The organism is Cupriavidus sp. 01L415, from assembly GCF_056400065.1.
Genome location: NZ_JBFTSP010000001.1, coordinates 65125 through 83110, shown reverse-complemented (window position 1 = coordinate 83110; position 17986 = coordinate 65125). Strand labels below are relative to the sequence as shown.

Genomic DNA, 17986 nt, shown 5'->3' with positions numbered 1-17986 from the left:
ACAACCTTTATCGTCTGTCGCTGCGCCGTCTGAATACTTCCGGCACTTCGCCAAACGAAAACTTGCTATGCGAATGTTGCGAGCGGGTGGTGCGACAAACTTCTGACACACCTGCCATCCCATTCGGACGGCAACCGATCCACCACCTGCTGCGCAGTCTGCTCGTCATCAAATCGGGCAAACACGCAGGCTCCGGAACCGGTCATCCTTGCATGCGGACAATATTGTCTCAGCCATTCAAGGGCTCGGGCAACTTCGCCGAACTTCGCTGTTGCTACCGCTTGCAAGTCGTTGCGACCGAAAGCGAATTTGTTTGTGCAAGCAGCGAAGTCCGCAATTATGGAGATGGGCGTATTCCTTGTCAAGCATTCGTCGGAAAAAATTGCAGCAGTCGGGACATGCTGCCGAGGGTGGATGACGACGAACCAGCTCTCGGGCAATTCGACGGCCGTCAGCTCCTCGCCAACACCCTCCGCGAACGCGTTCTGGCCGAATACGAACACGGGCACATCAGCGCCCAGCGCAAGGCCGATGCGCATCAGCGCAGTGCGTTGTAAGCCCAATCCCCACAGGTGGTTCAGCGCGAGCAGCGTCGTCGCGGCATCCGACGATCCGCCGCCGATGCCACCGCCCATCGGCAGCCGCTTGTCGACCGCGATGTCGGCGCCGAAACGCGTTCCGCTGGCCTGCTGCAACGCGCGGGCCGCACGCACGACGAGATCGGTATCGGCCGGCACCCCAGGGATATCCGTGGTGCGCGCGATCACGCCATCCTCGCGGCGATGAAAGTGCAGTGTGTCCGACCAGTCCACCAGTTGGAAAACGGTCTGGAGCGTGTGATAGCCGTCGGGGCGGCGTCCCGTCACATGCAGGAACAGGTTGAGCTTGGCCGGCGCGGGGCAGTCGCGCAGTTCGGGCGGTGGCAGGGGTGTGCCAGCGGTCATTGCTTGGTCTCCGGATCGATCACGAGCCGCACGGACAGCGGCGAGTCGGCGCCGTCGCGCGCCATGTCGACGCGACGCGGCCGCGCGGTGGCCGGTGCAGCACCCTCGGGCGATTCCTGCCAGTCCACATAGCGCACGGTCCAGCCGCTTTGCATCAAGGTATCGAGGCGGCCATTCGCATCGCGCGTCGACTTCGATGGCGCGCCGCTCGCGGGCCGGCCATGCAGCCAGTCACGCATGCCGGCCACGGGCAGCGAAAAACCGAGCGCCTGCTCCATCAGGCTGTCCACCTCGGGCGCGTTACGCGGCGGTTCGTTGGGCAGGTCGAGCGTGGCGCCGGACGGCGTGGACGTCACGACGGCGAGCGTCTGGCCCAGCGGCGACACCAGGTCCAGCCGGACATTGCGGCCCTGTTCTTCCCAGCGGAAGCTGCCCTGCACGCCCTCGTTGCGGCCGTAGCGGACGTAGTTGGCGGCAAAGCGGCCGGAATACAGTTCGGCGCGGGCGGTTTCGCCGGCATCGAAGCTGCGGCTAGGCACAACGCTCGCACAGCCGGCGAGCCAGAGCGGGGCGGTCGCGCAAAGCAGGGCCAGGCGACGGAGTCGGAGCATGGTCACGAATGGGTGGGGATAAGTAGATGGACGATCGGCGTGGCCGTCACGCGAGTTGGCATGGCGCGTTGGCATGGCGGGCCGGCATGGCAAGCCCGGGCACGCGGCCCGGGCGCATCATGCTGCGTCGTCCTCGGATTACTTCGACAGCAGCACGTTCTGGTTGTAGCGACGCAGCGTGTCGAGCAGCGTCTGGTTTTCGGGCTCGGCCTTGGCGGCTTCGGTCCACGTCTTGCGTGCCTCTTCGTGCTGGCCAAGCTGCCAGAGCACCTCGCCCAGGTGCGCGCCGATCTCGGCCTCGGGAGCCTTGGCGTAGGCGCTCTTCAGCAGGTCTGCCGCCGGCTGGAGTTCGCCCTGCCGGTACTTGACCCAACCCAGGCTGTCCATGATGTAGGGATCGTCCGGGCCGAGTTCGGAGGCGCGTTCGAGCAGCTTGCGGGCCTCCGGCAGCCGTTCGTTGCGATCGGCCAGCGAATAGCCCAGTGCGTTGTAGCCCTGCTTCTGGTCGGGCTGCAGGTCGATAACCTTGCGCAGGCCGCGTTCCATGCTGTCATAGCGCTTCTCGCGTTCGTCCAGCATGGCCAGTTCGTAGACCCAGTCGGCGTTGTCGGGCTCGACCTTGACGCGTTCGTCCAGCAGCTTGCGTGCGCGGTCGTACGCCTTGCTGTCCATCAGCGTGGCCACCTCGGCCTGGCGGATCGCCGTCATGCGCTGCGCGCGCTGGCCGGGATCGGCGATGTCCTCGGCATCGGCCAGCATGTCGCCGAACACGGCCTGGGCGTCGTCGAGCTTGCCCATGCGCGCCAGCAACTGCGCGCGCTTGGCCTGTGCGGCGGGTGCCAGGCGGCTGTCCTCGATGCGGTCCAGCCACTCGATCGCGCCAGCGTAGTCCTTCTTTTCCTCGGCGATCTGGGCCAGATACTGGAAGGCCACGTCGGGGTTGGCGGCCGGCGACTTCGCCGCCATCTCCAGGTATTCCTTCAGATAGCGCTCGGCGTCATCGTAGCTGCGCGCCTGCAGGCTGGTCAGGCCCAGCGCCAGCGGCACGCGCGGGTCGTTGGGCGCAACCTTGCGCAGGACTTCGAATTCGGCGCGGGCGGCCTGCATGTCGTTCTTCTGCAGGTACACCCGAGCCAGCGTGATATGTCCATTCACCGACTTCGGCGACTTCGACAGGAAGCGCTTGAGCACCGCGATGGACTTGTCGGGATCGGACTCGACCTGCATCTCGGCGGCCATCAGCGCGGCGGGCTCCATATCCGGCTTCAGGCGCAGCGCTTCGTCGAGTTCGGCGAGCGATCCCGCATTGTCGCCGGCAGCTTCCTTGGCGCGGGCCATGGCCAGGTGCGTCTCCGCCAGCTTCATGTCGTTGGCGGTAACGCGCTGGAGCACGCCCACGGCGCCGGCCGGGTCGCTCGTGCGCGACAGCTGCTGCTGCATCTGCAGGATGGCGTCGCCGCGATGGCCCGCCGGCGCGCTGGCCAGTTGCTGGACCAGCAGCGGTTCAGCCTCGTCCCAGCGGCCGTTCAGCACGAGCAGCGTCGACAGGACCTGCCTGGCCGCAGGCGAGGTGGGCGCCAGTTCGGCCCACAGGCGGGCGCCATCCAGCGCCTGCTGCGAGATGCGCGCGTTGAACGCTATCTCCGTGGCGCGCTGGGCCAGGCGCGGATCGCGCGTCTGGCGGCCCAGGTCCAGGTATGTGCGGTACGCGGTGCCGACCAGGCCACGCTGCAGCGAGATCTCTGCCGCCAGCACCCGATAGAGGATGTCCGGCGTCAGCGTCACGTTGGGCAGCGGCGTGCGCGGCGCGCGGGATTTGGCCGCGGATGCCGGGACGTCGATGACTTCGTCTTCGGTCTGGGCAACGGTGGCGGGTGCGGCGTGCGCCAGCGAGGCAAACGCCAGGCAGGCGGCGACGCCCAGCGCACGCGCGTGGCGGCGGAACCGGGCGGCGGGCGAACCCATTGGGGCGGCGGCGAAAGCGGTCATTGGGAAAGAGTCCGGGCGCATGGCCTGAAGGGACGAACGGAAGTCCGGCATGAAATCAATGCTCCGGCGCACGGGGGCGTAGGAATGGATGAGAGGCATTGTAGCCTGCCGCTACAATGCCCTGCTTGCCCCGAAGGGCCGAAACGTATGAGAGCCCGCACAGCGCGTTGCCGCAAGGCACGGCGGCGTGCGGATTCCTGCGTGATTGGAGCGCCAAAGCGGGCAAGTGGTTCTTGAAAGCGGGCCGGATGCCGGCCGGGAGACACGGGCGCGATGCCAGAATTGCCGGAAGTCGAAGTCACGCGGCGCGGACTGCTGCCGCATGTGGTCGGGCGCCGTATCGTCGACGTGACGGTACGTCATCGTGGCCTGCGCTGGCCCGTGGAGCCCGAACTCGAGGGCCGGCTGGCCGGACGCGTGATCGGGCGGATCGAGCGACGTGGCAAGTACTTGCTGCTGGAGTGCCTGCCGCCAGTGCACGTGGCCGCGAGCGCGAACCGCCCCGAGGGTGATTACGAAACCGGTTGGCTGCTGGTCCACCTCGGCATGACCGGTACCTTGCGGGTCTATCCGGAGGCGCCTGCGCCGGGCCCGCACGACCACCTGGACCTGCTGCTGGCGCCTGAACCCGATGACGCCGGGGCCGACCCCCGGCCGGTCGTCCTGCGGTTTCGCGATCCGCGCCGTTTTGGGGCGATCGTGTGGAGCCCGCTGCCCGAGTCGGACCTCTCCGATCATCCACTGTTGCGCAAGCTTGGCATCGAGCCGTTCGATCCACGCTTTGACGGCGCGTGGCTGCATCGCCATACGCGTGGGCGCAGCGTGGCCATCAAGACCGCGCTGCTGGCCGGTGACATCGTGGTCGGGGTCGGCAACATCTACTGTTCCGAGAGCCTGTTCCGGGCCGGCATCCGGCCGACGACTCCAGCGGGCCGCCTCAGCCTGGCCCGTTGCGAGAAGCTCGCCGTCGCCGTGCGCGAGACGCTCGCCGAAGCCATTGCCCGGGGCGGGAGCACGCTGCGCGACTTTGTTGGCAGCGATGGCAGCAGTGGGTACTTCCAGCTGGACTGCTTCGTCTACGACCGCGCTGGCGAGGCCTGCCGCGTCTGCGGCACCCCCGTCCGCCAGATCGTGCAGGGACAGCGTTCCACGTTCTACTGCCCGCACTGCCAGCACTGACCGAGGGGCGGACGCCGGAAGGCGGAGGGCGGCGGCGGCCCTCCCGCACGTGCCTGACGCATCACAACGCGCGGCAATCCGGTGCAAGGCATTGTCGCAAGCCATTGCCGATGGGTCGGCGCAACACTCGCTCGTCACGGAAGCAACAAGGGACGCGAATTCCACAAAATTCGGCCAGAAACCTGTATCGTGTGCGCAGACATAAAAAGTTACAAAATGCACCGAATCCCACCGATATGACATGGATCCGGTGCGGCGTTTTGTTCCGGTTCCGCAGGGTCAGCGGGCCAAGCCGGGACGCGACGTGTTCTACGAGCCCGAAACGATAAATCCGAGCCGAACCAGCCAACGCGAACACCTCCATGACGAGCCTCGCCCACCAATTCGAACAATATGGCGCCTGGAGAACCGGGGTCCTTCAGTCTCTCGCCGAATTCCAGTCCTGGCTGCAACAGTACGACCTCTATGACGCCACTGCGGATGACCGCGTGCAGCGCATCCAGAGCGTCCTGAAGAGCGACCGGCTGAAGGTTGCGTTCATTGCCGAGTTCTCGCGCGGCAAGAGCGAACTGATCAACGCCATCTTCTTTGCCGACTACGGCCGCCGCATCCTGCCGTCGTCCGCCGGACGGACCACGATGTGTCCGACCGAACTGCGCTACGACGAGAACGAGCAGCCGTGCATCCGGCTGCTGCCGATCGAGACGCGCCTGCAGGATGCATCCACCGCGGACTTCATGGAGCCCGGTTCCGCCGGGTCCCACTGGACCACGGTGCCGCTGGACCCGTCGTCGCCCGATGGCATGCTGGCCGCGTTCCAGCACGTGGTGGAAACCACGCGCGTGGCGCCGGCCGTGGCCGAATCGCTTGGCCTGTACAACGAGAGCGACCCCGACGCTGCCTGGTCCGTCGATGCCGATGGCATGGTCGAGATTTCGCGCTGGCGCCATGCCGTCATCAACTTCCCGCATCCGCTGCTGCGCCAGGGTCTGGTGATCCTGGACACGCCGGGCCTGAACGCGATCGGTACGGAACCGGAACTGACGCTGCGCCTGATTCCGGATGCGCACGTGGTGGTGTTCGTGCTGGCCGCCGATGCCGGCGTGACCAAGAGCGACCTGGAACTGTGGCGCAGCCACGTGGGCGCGGGCCATCGCCGCGGCTGCCTGGCGGTGCTGAACAAGATCGACGGCCTGTGGGATCCGCTGAAGTCGTCGCCCGAGATCGCCAGCGAGATTTCGCGCCAAGTCCGTTCGACTGCGCAGATCCTTGGCATCGAGGAGCGTCGCGTCTATCCGGTCTCGGCCCAGAAGGGCCTGGTGGCCAAGGTCACGCATGACCAGCCGCTGCTCGTGCGCAGTAACCTGCCGCAGTTCGAGCATGTGCTTTCGGACCAGCTGATCCCGCAGCGCCGCGAGATCGTGTCCGACCAGGTCCAGCGGCTCGTGCAGGACATGTCGCGCGGCGCGCAGCAACTGCTGCAGAGCCGCCGACGCGACATCGTCGAGCAGCTCTTCGAGTTGCGCGGCCTGCGCGGCAAGAACCATGCGATGGTCAAGCACATGCTGCTGCGCGTGCAGGGCGAGAAGGAAGAATTCGAGCAGAGCATCTCCAAGTTCCAGGCCCTGCGTCTGGTGTTTGGCCGCCACAGCGCCGACATCATCAAGAGCCTGCAACTGCGCGACGTGCGCCGCACCATGCGCGATGCGCGCGAGCAGATGAAGGAGCGATTCTTCTCGCGTGGTCTGCGCGAAGACATGGAGGCGCTGTTTGGCCAGCTCACCGGGCTGATCACGGATGCAGACCAGAAGATCGCCGGGCTGCATCAGCTCGTGGACAGCATGTATCGCCGCTTCAATGCAGAGCATGGCTTTACGCTGCCGTCGCCGATGCAGTTCGTGACGTCGCGCTACGTTGCGGAGCTGCAGGAGACGCTGCAACTGGTCAACAATCACTTCGGCGCGGTCAACATGCTCACGCGCTCACGCCCGCAACTGGTGCAGAACGCATTTGCGACGATGGCCAGCCGCGTGCTGGAGAACTTCCGCGACCTCAACCGCGATATCGAGATCTGGCTGAAGTCGGTCATGACGCCGCTGGAGGCCCAGGTGCGCGAGCACCAGAAGCAACTGCGCCGCCGCGTCGATTCGATCGAGCGCATCCATGAGGCGACGGACACGCTGGAGAGCCGCATCTCGCAACTGGAGGAAGTGCTCAACGGGCTGGACGAGCGCAGCGGCAAGATCGAGTCGTATGCCAGGAAGCTGGTGGAACCGCAGGAGGAAGCCAGCGCGCGCGCCGCGTAAGGCTTTTGGCGGGGCGTCCCCGGCAGCACCGGGACGCCCGCGCGGTATCATGTGGCGCCGCCTTCGAGCGGCGCCTTGTTTTTTGGTCCGTCGCCCCCGGATGTTCGTCCCCGATTCGCCTCTGCGCGTCTGATTGGCCTCCGAGACGCTTCCGATTCGCCATTGGTGCCGCACACCCTACCTGTTCCCACGCAATGCCCCGCAAGTCCGCTGCCGCCTCTGTTCCCGCCGTCAACGTATCGCCCGACATCACCGTGCCGCCGGACTTCGGCGCGCGCGTGGTGCGCTGGCAGCGCGAGCACGGCCGGCATGACCTGCCGTGGCAGAACACGCGCGATCCCTACCGCATCTGGTTGTCGGAAATCATGCTGCAGCAGACGCAGGTCGCGGCGGTCATCGAGTACTTCCAGCGGTTTGTCACCGCGCTGCCCACGGTGGCCGCACTGGCTGCGGCGCCAGCGGACGAAGTGATGGCGCTCTGGGCCGGCCTGGGCTACTACTCGCGCGCGCGCAATCTGCATCGCTGCGCCAGATCGGTGATGGAAGACCACGGCGGCGTGTTTCCGACCGATCCCGCCGTGCTCGTCACGCTGCCCGGCATTGGCCGTTCCACCGCGGCTGCCATCGCGGCGTTCAGCGCGGGCGTGCGATCGCCGATTCTCGACGGCAACGTGAAACGCGTGTTTGCGCGAGTCTTCGGCATCCACGGATACCCGGGTGAGCGGGCGATCGAGACACGCATGTGGCAGTTGGCTGAGCTTGCGTTGCCCGCAGCGGGGCCGCGACAAGCAGAAGACATGGTTGCGTACACGCAGGGGCTGATGGATCTTGGCGCGACGATTTGCTCGCGCGGCAAGCCTGCCTGCCTGGTCGACGCCGAGGCTTGCCCGCTGTCGGCGGATTGCGTGGCGCGGCGCGATGGCCTGACAGCCGTGTTGCCCACGCCCAAGCCGCGTGCCGCAATTCCCGAGCGGAGCACGGTGATGCTGATCGTACGGCATGGGCGCGACGTGCTGGTCTCGCTTCGGCCGGACAGCGGCATCTGGGGAGGCCTCTGGAGCCTGCCAGAGATGGCGGTGACCTCGGTGCCGTTCGATGCGGAGGCCGCGGAGCTGGCGGCGCTGGATGCCGCCAGCGCGTTTGGAACACCCACGCGCGCCTGCCTGACCGGCGAACTGATCCACGTATTCACGCATTTCCGGCTGCTGATTCGCGCGATCCGCGTCGACCTTGGTGCGCTCGCGCTGCGCAGCGGTGCCGATGATGGCGTCAGCCGGCGCTGGCTGTCGCTCGATGACCTCGACGCGCTCGGCACGCCGGCGCCCGTGCGCCGGCTGCTTGAGGATCAGGCAAGAATCGGATTGTTCTGAAAATGAGCGAAGCGCGTCACATGATATGGTGTTGGCGCATGTAGCGATGAACGATCTCGATGCGCATGCCGGCATCGGGCAAGGCCATCAGCATTTGCTTGGCCTTGAGCGGCACGGGCAGCAGTTCGCAGAGCCGGTTGGCCACCCAGCTCGGGTCGTCCCAGAGGTACGGTTCGGCAAACGGCATCCTGGACTTGTCGGTCTGTTCCGCATGGATCGCGGTCACGAGGCGGCGCAACGCGGCCAGGCATTCGCCGAGCAACTCCAGCTTGCAATCGATGACGTCCGGCGGGATCAACTCCGCGCGTGCCACGATCAGGCCGTCTTCGCGCGTTTCGTGTGACAGCACCTGAAAGCGCTGGCGCCCGCGTGCCTCGATCAGCAGCACACCCAGCTGCTCCATGTTGCAGTCGACGATGTCGGCCAGGCAGCCAATGGGTTCGGGATCGGTGGGGTGGCCGGGACGGCTGACTTCCTCGCCGCTGGCAATCAGGCAGACACCGAACGGGGTGTGGTCGCGCATGCAGTTGCGCACCATGTCTACGTAGCGCTTCTCGAACACGCGCAACGGCAGGCGGCCATCCGGGAATAACACCGTGTGCAGCGGAAACAGTGGCAGGGCGTCCAGGTCGGAAGTCCTGGGTGCGGTGTCGGGCGGATGTGACGACATGCGGTGCCGGTTCCAGTGGCGGGTCGGCGGCGTCGGTGCGGCGCGCTTCGCCGAAACTCGGGTACAAAACCTCGGTACAACGCTTCAGCTTGCCGGGGCAAGCTCGCGGTGTCTGACCAGCACATTACCATGTGCCCGGAAGTAGTTGGCAAGTCTTTCCGCAATAAACACCGAGCGGTGCTGGCCGCCCGTGCAGCCGATTGCGACGGTCAGGTAGCTGCGGTTATCGGCAATGAAACTCGGCAGCCACTTCTCCACGTAGGCGCGAATGTCCTCGGCCATGGCCAGCACCATCGGCTGGCTTTGCAGGAAGTCGATAACGGGCTTGTCGCGGCCCGTCAACGGACGCAGTGCGAGGTCGTAGTAGGGATTCGGCAGCGAGCGTACGTCGAATACCAGGTCGGCATCGCTCGGCACGCCATGCTTGAAGCCAAAGGACTCGAACAGCAGCGTCAGCTGCTGCCTGTCATCGCGGATCAGTTCCTTGATCCAGCTGCGCAGCGCATTGGTGCGCACGTTGCTCGTATCGATGCGGTGCGCCGATTCCGCCAGCGGGCTGAGCAGCTCGCGCTCCATTTCGATGGCTTCGATCAGCGAGGTATTGATGCGGGTGTCGCCACCCTCCACGTTGTCTGTCGTCGCCAGGGGTGTATCGGTCTGGGCGGACAGGGGATGGCGGCGGCGTGTCTCCGAGTAGCGCTGGACCAGCGCATCGGTGCTGGCGGTCAGGAACAGGACCTGGACCTGGTGTTCGGCGGCCAGGCTGCGCACGGTATCCGGCAGGCGCGCGAGCGATTCGCGGCTGCGGATGTCGGTGGCCACGCCGAGGTGCGTGTAGCCCTGGTCGGCCAGGTAGCTGGTCAGCTCGGGGATGAACTGGGCCGGCAGGTTGTCGACACAGTAGTAGCCTGCATCTTCCAGGACGTTCAGGGCGACCGACTTGCCGGAGCCGGAAATTCCGGTGATGAGAATGATCCGCATATCAATGGAAGCATAGCATCGGGTGATGGCGGCGTCATGACAGCGTGACCCAAACAGCAAAGGCGAACCGTGTGGGGTTCGCCTTTGCTGGAGGGTGGGGACGGATCAGGCTGGTTTGGCCGACAGGCACTCGCTCTGGGCCTTCTTGTATTCGTCGCCCTTCTTGCCCTTGTTCTGCTTGGCACAGGCCGCCATCTTTTCCTGCTGGGTCTTCGGCTCGGCCGCGGCTGCCGGGCCACTGCCGGACAGGCACTCGCTCTGGGCCTTCTTGTATTCGTCGCCCTTCTTGCCCTTGTTCTGCTTGGCGCAGGCCGACATCTTTTCCTGCTGCGCGGTCTTGCCCGATTTCTCTGCGGCCGGAGCCGAAGCGCCTTGGGCAAATGCAGCCGTGGCGAACAGGGGGGTCACCAGCACACACATCGCGATCAGTTTCTTCATGCTTCTCTCCTGGCTGTGGAAAAACATCTTGGCCGCGCGCCATCTCTCGGATACTGAAAAGGTTGGCTGGCGGTACCGGACTGGGCTCGATGCCCATTACAGCACAAAACGGGGGGCACCCGTAGACCGTTGACGCAAGTCAGGCAGGCGCTTGTAAGCAAATGAAAAACGCCCGCGAGGTGCGGGCGTTGGCGGGCGTCGGCGGTCATTTGCCGGTGGCTGGAGCGGCTGGCGTGCCTAGAGCAGTCGTCCCTGGCCCCGGGAGACCACATCGGCCTGCATGGCGGCACGCTGGCGGTCCATGAAGTCGCGCAGGGTGTCGATGCCGCGCAGGCGCAGGATCGTGTTGCGTACGGCGGCTTCCACCAGCACGGCGAGGTTTCGGCCGGCCGCCACCTGGATCTTCACCATGTGGATCGGCAGGCCGAGCACATCGAGATACTGCGAGTCGAGCGGCAGGCGTTCGAACTCTCCATCATTGCGGCGCACCAGTTGCACCACAAGCTTGAGTTTCATCTTCCGGCGGACCGCCGTCTCACCGAAGATCGTCTTGATATCGAGCAGGCCCAGGCCGCGCACTTCCAGCAGGTTCTGCAGCAGCGGCGGGCAGCGGCCCTCGATGAAATCGGGACCCAGCCGGACAAAGTCCACGGCGTCGTCGGCCACCAGCCCGTGGCCGCGCGAGATCAGTTCCAGGCCCAGTTCGCTCTTGCCCAGGCCGGATTCGCCCATGATCAGCACGCCCATGCCCAGGATGTCCAGGAACACGCCGTGCATCGTCACGCGGGGCGCGGAGATGCGCGACAGGTACAGCCGGAGGTGATCGATCACGGCCGCCGAGGAAACCGGCGTGGTGAACAGCGGTGTGGACGAGCGCGTGCAGCGCAGTTCCAAGTCCGGCGGGGGCTCCATGCCATCGGCCACGACCAGGAACGGCGGCTCCAGCAGGATCAGTTCGCCCATCTGCCGCTTGCGCGGTTCGTCATCGAGCCGCTGGTAGTACAGGATCTCGGGCTTGCCGAGCACCTGGATCCGGTTCGGGTGGATGAGGTTCAGGTGGCCCACCAAATCGGCTGCGGATGTGGCTTCACGGGCGAATTCGACATCGAAGGCACGATCGGCTCCTTCGAGACCGGCGACCCACGAGAGTTTGATATCGGCTGCGTTGTCGTCGAAGATCGACTGCGAGGTGACGCCGGTGAGTTCCATGCGGGATGACTTTCGGGACTTGCTTTGCGCGTCAGACGGCGGTGGCCGCGATGCGCGAGGCGATGGGGCGGGCAATCACGGGGATCAGGGGTGCCACTGGGTCAGTAACTGGTGAACAGCTTCCGGGGTCGGCAACGTAGCCAGCCCTTCGCGCATGTCGCGGTCCGACAGCAGTTGCGCAATCTCCGAGAGGATTTCCAGATGTTGCTGCGTGGCCTGTTCCGGCACGAGCAGGAAGATCAGAAGCGAGACGGGCTTGCCATCGGGGGATTCGAACGGAATCGGCTCGGCCAGGCGCATGAAGCCGGCCAGCGGCTGCTTGAGGCCCTTGATGCGGCCGTGCGGAATGGCGACCCCGGCTCCAAGGCCGGTCGAGCCGAGCGATTCCCGGGCAAACAGGTTATCCGTCACGGTGGCACGCGCCACGCCATGGTTGTTCTCGAATAAGAGCCCGGCTTGCTCGAACACCCGCTTCTTGCTGGTGACGGTGACGTCGAGGTGGATGTTGCCGGGTGGCAGCAATTTGGCCAAACGATTCATGGGCGATGCACGAGAAGTCAGGTTAGCGGGCCGGGGCGCATTGGCCGTCCCGCCGCGTGGGGGCAATTCAGGATATCGAGTGCTTTGTCAGGACGCTCGCATTGGAGCGTCCGGCCATTATAGAGCAGGGTCACACCGCACTTGTGCGATGCAACGCCGGTTCTGCGGGTGGTGCCGCAAGAATTCCGGCCGGCTTGCCCACCCGTTGCCGCCGCCCGCCACGCATGGTCTCTTGCCGTGCGATATGTCGGTCCGGTGCGCCGGGGCCGTTCTGCCTTGTTTGTATGGCGCAGCATACACTGAGCGGGACGCGTTGCGAACACCCTGGACCCTTTGGCCGTGGCGCCAAGGTAACGAATGAAACAAGTGGAATCCGGAGTGCCGGTGGCGACACAAATCCGCGCGTCCATCAAAAAAGCCGCGCTGATTGCGCGGCTTGATCTCTTCTTTTCAGTCCTCTTCAAGGCAACCCGAATGGGATGCCGGCAAGGCTATTGCTGCTGTAGTTGCGCTTCAGCCATCTGGTACTTGACTGCTTCGCGATCGTGGCCTTGTACGCGGTCCTTGTAGCGGATCACTTGCCGGTCGAGCTTGTCGACCAGAGCGTCGATCGCCGCATACAGGTCTTCATGATGTGCTTCAACGAAGATGTCCTTGCCCTTGAGATGCAGATTGATTTCCGCGTACTGACGCCGGTCCTTTTCCTTATGGTTATCCACCGATAGCAGCACACTAACGCCAATGACTTGATCGAAATGCCTGACGATACGCTCCAGTTTCGTTTCCACATACTCACGCAGCGGCGGCGTGATGTCGAGGTGGTGTCCACTGATCTTGAAGTTCATAGCGCTTCTCCTTCTGAAAGAGCCGCACCAGGCAGGCGGTTGCGGCTCGGCTACAAAGTCTTGCGGAGATTGACTGCTGGGATCTTGAGCGCTTCGCGGTATTTGGCCACCGTGCGGCGTGCAACCACAAAGCCTTGCTCGCCAAGCAGTTCGGCGATCCGGCTGTCGGAAAGAGGATTCCTGGGGTCTTCGGCTCCTATCAGTTGCTTGATCAGCGCGCGGATTGCCGTGGATGAGGCCGCGCCGCCCGTCTCCGTGGAGACGTGGCTGCCAAAGAAGTACTTCAGTTCGAAAGTACCCATTGGCGTGGCCATGTATTTATTCGTCGTGACCCGGGAAATGGTTGACTCATGTAAACCCAGTGTATCGGCAATCTCCCTCAAAACCAAGGGGCGCATCGCGATTTCGCCGTGCGTGAAAAAGTTCTTTTGACGCTCCACAATCGCCTGCGCCACGCGCAGGATCGTGTCGAATCGCTGCTGGATGTTCTTGATGAGCCACCGCGCCTCCTGCAGTTTTTGTTGCAGCCCAGCAGTGCCCGATTCCCCTTTTGCACCGCGCAAAATCTGCGCATACATGTCGTTGATGCGCAGGCGTGGCATGACGTCGGGATTGAGCTGCGCGATCCATCCACCACCAGTCTTGCGCACGAACACATCGGGCACGACAAAGTCCGCTTCCGGGCGGCTGTATGCATGACCGGGGTAGGGCGCGAGCGAGCGAATCAGATCGTGCGCTGCCTTCAATGCTATTTCGTCCACCTGCAGCGCTTTCTTGAGTCGCGTGTAGTCACGGACGGCCAGCAGTTCCAGATGATGGTTGACGATGGACAGCGCCAGTTCACGCTGCGGATGCTGCAGTCGGCGCAATTGCAGGGCCAGGCATTCCGCGGCATTGCGCGCGCCCACGCCGGGCGGGTCGAAGCTCTGCAGCAGCGTCAGTATCGCGTGGACTTCGTCGATCTCGAACTCCAGTTCCTCGGGGAGTTCGGTGCAGATTTCCTCGAGCGACGCGCTCAGGTAGCCGTCGTCGTCCAGCGATTCGATCAGGAAGATGGCCAGGCCCTTGTCGCGCGTCGAAATCTTGAGCGGCGCAAGCTGTTCCATCAGGTATTCGCGCAGCGTCGGTTCGGCATCGCGCAACTGCATCGGCGTCTTTTCGTCCTCGTCGCCCTGGGGGCGGCGGGCAAAGTCATCGAGGCTCCAGTCGTTGCCGTAGTCCTCGCCGGAGTTGTCGCTATAGTTGTCTTCGTCGCCACCGGACGCGCCTTCCGCGCGGTCCTCGCCGTTGCCACCCTGCTGCTCGGCAGGGGCCGGCGCGGGCGCGCTCTGGAGGTTGACAGAGCCGTCCGCGGCCACGCGCAGCGGGCTCTCGATCCAGTCGTTTTCGCGTTCCAGCAGAGGGTTCTCGGTCAGCGCCTGCTCCACTTCCTGCTGCAGTTCCAGCGTCGAGAGTTGCAACAGCCGGATGGACTGCTGCAGCTGCGGAGTCAGGGCAAGGTGCTGGGAGAGGCGAAGCTGAAGCGACGGTTTCATAGCGACCTATTCTATGCGCATCTTTCCGTTGTTGGAACGGAAATTGCTATCGCCTATCGCTTTTGCTTCGTGATCGCCAACCACTGTCGGCGAGCGGTCCGCGCGGGGTGCGCGGCCGGGGCATCACATGCGGAAATTCTCGCCCAGGTACACGCGCCGCACGGACTCGTTGGCGATGATTTCCTCGGGCATGCCGGCGGCCAGCACGGTGCCTTCGCTGATGATGTACGCGTGGTCGCAGATCCCCAGCGTCTCCCGCACGTTGTGGTCCGTGATCAGCACGCCGATGTTGCGCGCCTTGAGGAAGCTGACGATGCGCTGGATTTCGCCCACGGCAATCGGGTCCACGCCGGCGAACGGCTCGTCCAGCAGGATGAAGCGCGGCGACGAGGCCAGCGCGCGCGCGATTTCCACCCGGCGACGCTCGCCGCCGGACAGCGACAGCGCCGGGTTGTTGCGCAGGTGGGCAATCTGCAAGTCGTCCAGCAGCGCATCCAGGCGGCGGTCCAGCTCCGCCTTGGATAGCGGCTTGCCGTTTTCCACCTGCAGCTCCAGCACGGCGCGGATGTTTTCCTCGACGTTGAGCTTGCGGAAGACCGACGCCTCCTGCGGCAGGTATGACAGGCCCATGCGCGCGCGCTCATGGATCGCCAGGCCGCTGATGTGCTGGTCGTCCAGCACGATGTCGCCTTCGTCCAGCGCCACCAGGCCCACGATCATGTAGAACGATGTGGTCTTGCCCGCGCCGTTGGGGCCCAGCAGGCCGACCACCTCGCCGCTCTTCACGTCCAGCGAGACGTCCTTGACCACGGTGCGCGAGCCGTAGCGCTTCTTCAGGTGGCGCACGACGAGGGTGCTGCTGTCGGTGCGGACGGCGGAAGCGTCGGGGGTGGCGAGCGTGGCGGTATCGTTCATCTCAGGCAATCATGCAGTGCGTGACGCTGCGGGCAGCGTGTCGTTCAGGGCTTGGCGGGCGCGGGCGCCGGCTTCAGTTCGAGGGGCGGGGCGGCAGGGCCGCTGGCCTGGTCCGCACGCGGCGACAGCACGGCGCGCACGCGGCCGGACGGATTGCCGGTGGACGTATTGTTGTCGCCGCCGGTGGCCGTATACAGCTCGTTGCGGCTGTCGTAGGTGATGACGGCCCCGCGGATCTCGTCGATGATCTTCGCGCCGGTGCCGGCCACGCGCGCCGCGCGGGCATGGCCGATCAGCTTGTTGATCTCGGCCTTGCCGTCGTATTCGATGCGGTCGCCCCAGCCGTCGATGTACTCGTCCACGCCATCGCGCTTCTGGCGGATATAGGCCTGCCGGCCCGGCTTGGCGGTGGCCACGGCGTACTGGTAGCCCTCGGGGTCGGTGCGGATCTCGGCCGCATCGGACTTCAGCACCATCGTGCCCTTGGTCAGCACCACGTTGCCAGTCAGCGTGTAGATCTGCTTGACGTCGTCGTAGCTGGCATTGTTGGCCTCCAGCACCAGCGGCTTGTCCTTGTCCGCGCGTTCGGCAAGGACCGGCTGGGCCAGGGTCATGCCGAGCGCGGCGGTTGCCGCCAGCAGGGCGGGCGCGATGCGGCGACAGGACAATGTCGTCAGGGATGAAGTCATGTTTGGCTAGCGGTGAGAAAGGGACGGCGATCAGGTCGGCACCTGACGGCGCTCTGGCATCGTCGCGGCGATGATTAGGGTGTCTTGGCCTGCCCTGACGGCGGATTCATGATGATCGTGCCGCGGACGTTGCCCAGCAATTGTACTTCGCGGGTGACGTTGTTGAAGATCAGGCCGTTGGCGGTCATCACCGACGGGCCGCGATGCAGTTCCACCGCCTTGTCGGTCTTGACGATATCGTCATTGACCAGCAACTGGAAATATTGAGAAGCGGCAGTCATGCGCGGGTCCTTGGACGGGTCCGGGCCGGCCTGCCGCACGACGAATGCATTGCCGTACAGGTCGATGATGGAGCCCTCGGCATTCATCACCCCGCGGTCGGAGTTGGCGGTGACGGGCGGGCGATCGGGCTGGTAGGCGCGCATGGCCGGACGGGTCACGTCGTAGGTCTGGTCGTCCTCGAAATGGATCATCTTGATGCCCGTGAAGCGCAGCTTCGTGGTGCCGTCTTCAGCCAGCTCCGTGGCGGAGAAGCGCTCCATCCAGTAGTCCGGCTCGTGCCGCTTGACGTTCTCGCGGGAGGTGTCTTCGCGCGGCGAATTCACCTGGACCAGCCAGAAGGTGCTGCCGGCGACGATTGCCATCAGCAGCAGCGGCAACAGCCGCATGATGAACCCGGTGAGCCTGGCGAAGAGGTCCCGCATCGTTCAGATGACCTTGGCGCGCGTCAGGTCGTGGATATGCAGGGCGCCCACCAGGCGGCCGTCGCCGTCCACCACCAGCAACTGGTTGATGCGGTTGGCTTCCATGACCTGCACGGCCTCCACGGCCAGCTGGTCCTGGTTGACCGTGTGCGGGTTGCGGTGCATGACGTCGCCAATCGGCACGGTCCGCCAGTCGCGCGGGGTTTCCAGCAGCCGGCGCAGGTCGCCGTCGGTGAACACGCCGATGGCATGGCCGTCCGGGTCCACCACGGCCGTCATGGCCATGCCCTTGCGGGTGATTTCCATCAGCGCCTGGGCCAGCGGCGTGTTTTCGCGCACTTCCGGCACGCCGTTGCCGGTGCGCATGACGTCGCGCACGTGGGTCAGCAGCTTGCGGCCCAGCGCGCCGCCCGGGTGGGACCGGGCAAAGTCTTCTTCGCCAAAGCCGCGCGCATCGAGCACGGCCACGGCGAGAGCGTCGCCCAGCGCCAGTGCGGCGGTGGTGCTGGCGGTCGGCGCCAGGTTCAGCGGGCAGGCTTCCTGGGCCACTGCACCGTCCAGGTGCGCGTCGGCCAGCTTGGCCAGGTTCGACTCCGGATTGCCGGTAACCGAGATCAGGCCGGCGCCGATGCGCTTGACGATGGGGATGATCGACAGCAATTCGGCGGTTTCGCCGGAATTGGAGAATGCGATCAGCACGTCGTCGCGCGTGATCATCCCGAGGTCGCCGTGGCTGGCCTCGGCCGGATGCACGAAGAACGACGGTGTGCCGGTGGAGGCCAGCGTGGCCGCCACCTTGCGGCCAATATGGCCCGACTTGCCAATGCCCGACACGACGACGCGCCCCGTGCAGGCCAGGATCATCTCCACGGCCTTGGTGAACGCGGGTGTCAGTCGGCCGGCCAGCGCGGAAACGGCCTCGGCTTCAATCTGGAGGGTATGGCGGGCGAGCCGGAGTGCTCGATCCGCATCGAAATTGGCTATCATGGCGACGAAGTATACCAACGAATGCGATGGCGTCTGGCCTGGCTCCCCGCCCGAGGGGCCCCGACGACCGCCGC

17 protein-coding genes are annotated in these 17986 nt (G+C 65.2%); 3 read left to right on the top strand and 14 right to left on the bottom strand.

Annotated features, from left to right (window positions below):
* Positions 1-65: 65 nt before the first annotated feature.
* From ispE to AC1DOX_RS00325, 3 genes are all read right to left on the bottom strand, one after another.
* Complete coding sequence (gene ispE, locus AC1DOX_RS00335; protein WP_441623600.1) at positions 66-944, bottom strand: 4-(cytidine 5'-diphospho)-2-C-methyl-D-erythritol kinase; 879 nt, start codon at positions 942-944, stop codon at positions 66-68.
* Positions 941-1555, bottom strand: coding sequence for an outer membrane lipoprotein LolB (locus tag AC1DOX_RS00330; protein ID WP_441623598.1), 615 nt, complete (start codon positions 1553-1555; stop codon positions 941-943). Before AC1DOX_RS00330 ends, ispE begins: the two co-directional genes overlap by 4 nt.
* A gap of 138 nt (positions 1556-1693) precedes the next feature.
* A complete protein-coding gene (locus tag AC1DOX_RS00325; protein WP_441623596.1) occupies positions 1694-3595 on the bottom strand; it encodes a tetratricopeptide repeat protein in 1902 nt (633 codons plus the stop codon).
* A 222-nt stretch (positions 3596-3817) separates the two neighbouring features.
* Here AC1DOX_RS00325 and mutM point away from each other — a divergent pair, with 222 nt between their 5' ends.
* From mutM to mutY, 3 genes are all read left to right on the top strand, one after another.
* On the top strand, positions 3818-4723 hold the full coding sequence (gene mutM / locus AC1DOX_RS00320) for a bifunctional DNA-formamidopyrimidine glycosylase/DNA-(apurinic or apyrimidinic site) lyase (protein WP_441623594.1): 906 nt from the start codon (positions 3818-3820) through the stop codon (positions 4721-4723).
* Between the two features lie 362 nt (positions 4724-5085).
* The gene (locus AC1DOX_RS00315) at positions 5086-7029 is read left to right on the top strand and encodes a dynamin family protein (RefSeq protein WP_441623592.1); all 1944 of its coding nucleotides are present in this window, start codon (positions 5086-5088) and stop codon (positions 7027-7029) included.
* Positions 7030-7223: 194 nt separating this feature from the next.
* A complete protein-coding gene (mutY, locus tag AC1DOX_RS00310; RefSeq protein ID WP_441623590.1) occupies positions 7224-8399 on the top strand; it encodes an A/G-specific adenine glycosylase in 1176 nt (391 codons plus the stop codon).
* Between the two features lie 16 nt (positions 8400-8415).
* Here mutY and AC1DOX_RS00305 read toward each other — a convergent pair whose 3' ends face one another.
* From AC1DOX_RS00305 to AC1DOX_RS00255, 11 genes are all read right to left on the bottom strand, one after another.
* Complete coding sequence (locus AC1DOX_RS00305; protein WP_441623588.1) at positions 8416-9069, bottom strand: LON peptidase substrate-binding domain-containing protein; 654 nt, start codon at positions 9067-9069, stop codon at positions 8416-8418.
* A gap of 84 nt (positions 9070-9153) precedes the next feature.
* Positions 9154-10050 (bottom strand): RNase adapter RapZ, encoded by an 897-nt coding sequence (rapZ, locus tag AC1DOX_RS00300; protein ID WP_441623586.1) that lies wholly within the window; start codon positions 10048-10050, stop codon positions 9154-9156.
* 105 nt (positions 10051-10155) lie between these two features.
* Positions 10156-10488 carry a PsiF family protein gene (locus tag AC1DOX_RS00295; RefSeq protein WP_092135812.1) on the bottom strand — a complete coding sequence of 111 codons (333 nt, stop codon included), beginning with the start codon at positions 10486-10488 and terminating at the stop codon, positions 10156-10158.
* A 237-nt stretch (positions 10489-10725) separates the two neighbouring features.
* The gene (hprK, locus tag AC1DOX_RS00290) at positions 10726-11697 is read right to left on the bottom strand and encodes an HPr(Ser) kinase/phosphatase (RefSeq protein WP_008650955.1); all 972 of its coding nucleotides are present in this window, start codon (positions 11695-11697) and stop codon (positions 10726-10728) included.
* Between the two features lie 84 nt (positions 11698-11781).
* On the bottom strand, positions 11782-12237 hold the full coding sequence (locus AC1DOX_RS00285) for a PTS sugar transporter subunit IIA (RefSeq protein ID WP_092135813.1): 456 nt from the start codon (positions 12235-12237) through the stop codon (positions 11782-11784).
* 491 nt (positions 12238-12728) lie between these two features.
* Positions 12729-13082 carry a ribosome hibernation-promoting factor, HPF/YfiA family gene (gene hpf, locus AC1DOX_RS00280; protein ID WP_092135815.1) on the bottom strand — a complete coding sequence of 118 codons (354 nt, stop codon included), beginning with the start codon at positions 13080-13082 and terminating at the stop codon, positions 12729-12731.
* A 50-nt stretch (positions 13083-13132) separates the two neighbouring features.
* A complete protein-coding gene (locus AC1DOX_RS00275) occupies positions 13133-14617 on the bottom strand; it encodes an RNA polymerase factor sigma-54 (RefSeq protein WP_441623583.1) in 1485 nt (494 codons plus the stop codon).
* 123 nt (positions 14618-14740) lie between these two features.
* A complete protein-coding gene (gene lptB / locus AC1DOX_RS00270) occupies positions 14741-15532 on the bottom strand; it encodes an LPS export ABC transporter ATP-binding protein (RefSeq protein WP_441623581.1) in 792 nt (263 codons plus the stop codon).
* Positions 15533-15576: 44 nt separating this feature from the next.
* Positions 15577-16221: a lipopolysaccharide transport periplasmic protein LptA gene (gene lptA / locus AC1DOX_RS00265; RefSeq protein WP_441623579.1), complete on the bottom strand. Its 645-nt coding sequence runs from the start codon at positions 16219-16221 to the stop codon at positions 15577-15579.
* Between the two features lie 74 nt (positions 16222-16295).
* Positions 16296-16925 carry an LPS export ABC transporter periplasmic protein LptC gene (lptC, locus tag AC1DOX_RS00260; protein ID WP_441623577.1) on the bottom strand — a complete coding sequence of 210 codons (630 nt, stop codon included), beginning with the start codon at positions 16923-16925 and terminating at the stop codon, positions 16296-16298.
* A gap of 3 nt (positions 16926-16928) precedes the next feature.
* The gene (locus tag AC1DOX_RS00255; protein ID WP_092136641.1) at positions 16929-17912 is read right to left on the bottom strand and encodes a KpsF/GutQ family sugar-phosphate isomerase; all 984 of its coding nucleotides are present in this window, start codon (positions 17910-17912) and stop codon (positions 16929-16931) included.
* Positions 17913-17986 lie beyond the last annotated feature (74 nt).

Coding starts and splice junctions, on each gene's coding strand:
- ispE (WP_441623600.1), bottom strand. CDS start 944: ATGACCGCTGGCACACCCCTGCCACCGCCCGAACTGCGCGACTGCCCC.
- AC1DOX_RS00330 (WP_441623598.1), bottom strand. CDS start 1,555: ATGCTCCGACTCCGTCGCCTGGCCCTGCTTTGCGCGACCGCCCCGCTC.
- AC1DOX_RS00325 (WP_441623596.1), bottom strand. CDS start 3,595: ATGCCGGACTTCCGTTCGTCCCTTCAGGCCATGCGCCCGGACTCTTTC.
- mutM (WP_441623594.1), top strand. CDS start 3,818: ATGCCAGAATTGCCGGAAGTCGAAGTCACGCGGCGCGGACTGCTGCCG.
- AC1DOX_RS00315 (WP_441623592.1), top strand. CDS start 5,086: ATGACGAGCCTCGCCCACCAATTCGAACAATATGGCGCCTGGAGAACC.
- mutY (WP_441623590.1), top strand. CDS start 7,224: ATGCCCCGCAAGTCCGCTGCCGCCTCTGTTCCCGCCGTCAACGTATCG.
- AC1DOX_RS00305 (WP_441623588.1), bottom strand. CDS start 9,069: ATGTCGTCACATCCGCCCGACACCGCACCCAGGACTTCCGACCTGGAC.
- rapZ (WP_441623586.1), bottom strand. CDS start 10,050: ATGCGGATCATTCTCATCACCGGAATTTCCGGCTCCGGCAAGTCGGTC.
- AC1DOX_RS00295 (WP_092135812.1), bottom strand. CDS start 10,488: ATGAAGAAACTGATCGCGATGTGTGTGCTGGTGACCCCCCTGTTCGCC.
- hprK (WP_008650955.1), bottom strand. CDS start 11,697: ATGGAACTCACCGGCGTCACCTCGCAGTCGATCTTCGACGACAACGCA.
- AC1DOX_RS00285 (WP_092135813.1), bottom strand. CDS start 12,237: ATGAATCGTTTGGCCAAATTGCTGCCACCCGGCAACATCCACCTCGAC.
- hpf (WP_092135815.1), bottom strand. CDS start 13,082: ATGAACTTCAAGATCAGTGGACACCACCTCGACATCACGCCGCCGCTG.
- AC1DOX_RS00275 (WP_441623583.1), bottom strand. CDS start 14,617: ATGAAACCGTCGCTTCAGCTTCGCCTCTCCCAGCACCTTGCCCTGACT.
- lptB (WP_441623581.1), bottom strand. CDS start 15,532: ATGAACGATACCGCCACGCTCGCCACCCCCGACGCTTCCGCCGTCCGC.
- lptA (WP_441623579.1), bottom strand. CDS start 16,221: ATGACTTCATCCCTGACGACATTGTCCTGTCGCCGCATCGCGCCCGCC.
- lptC (WP_441623577.1), bottom strand. CDS start 16,925: ATGCGGGACCTCTTCGCCAGGCTCACCGGGTTCATCATGCGGCTGTTG.
- AC1DOX_RS00255 (WP_092136641.1), bottom strand. CDS start 17,912: ATGATAGCCAATTTCGATGCGGATCGAGCACTCCGGCTCGCCCGCCAT.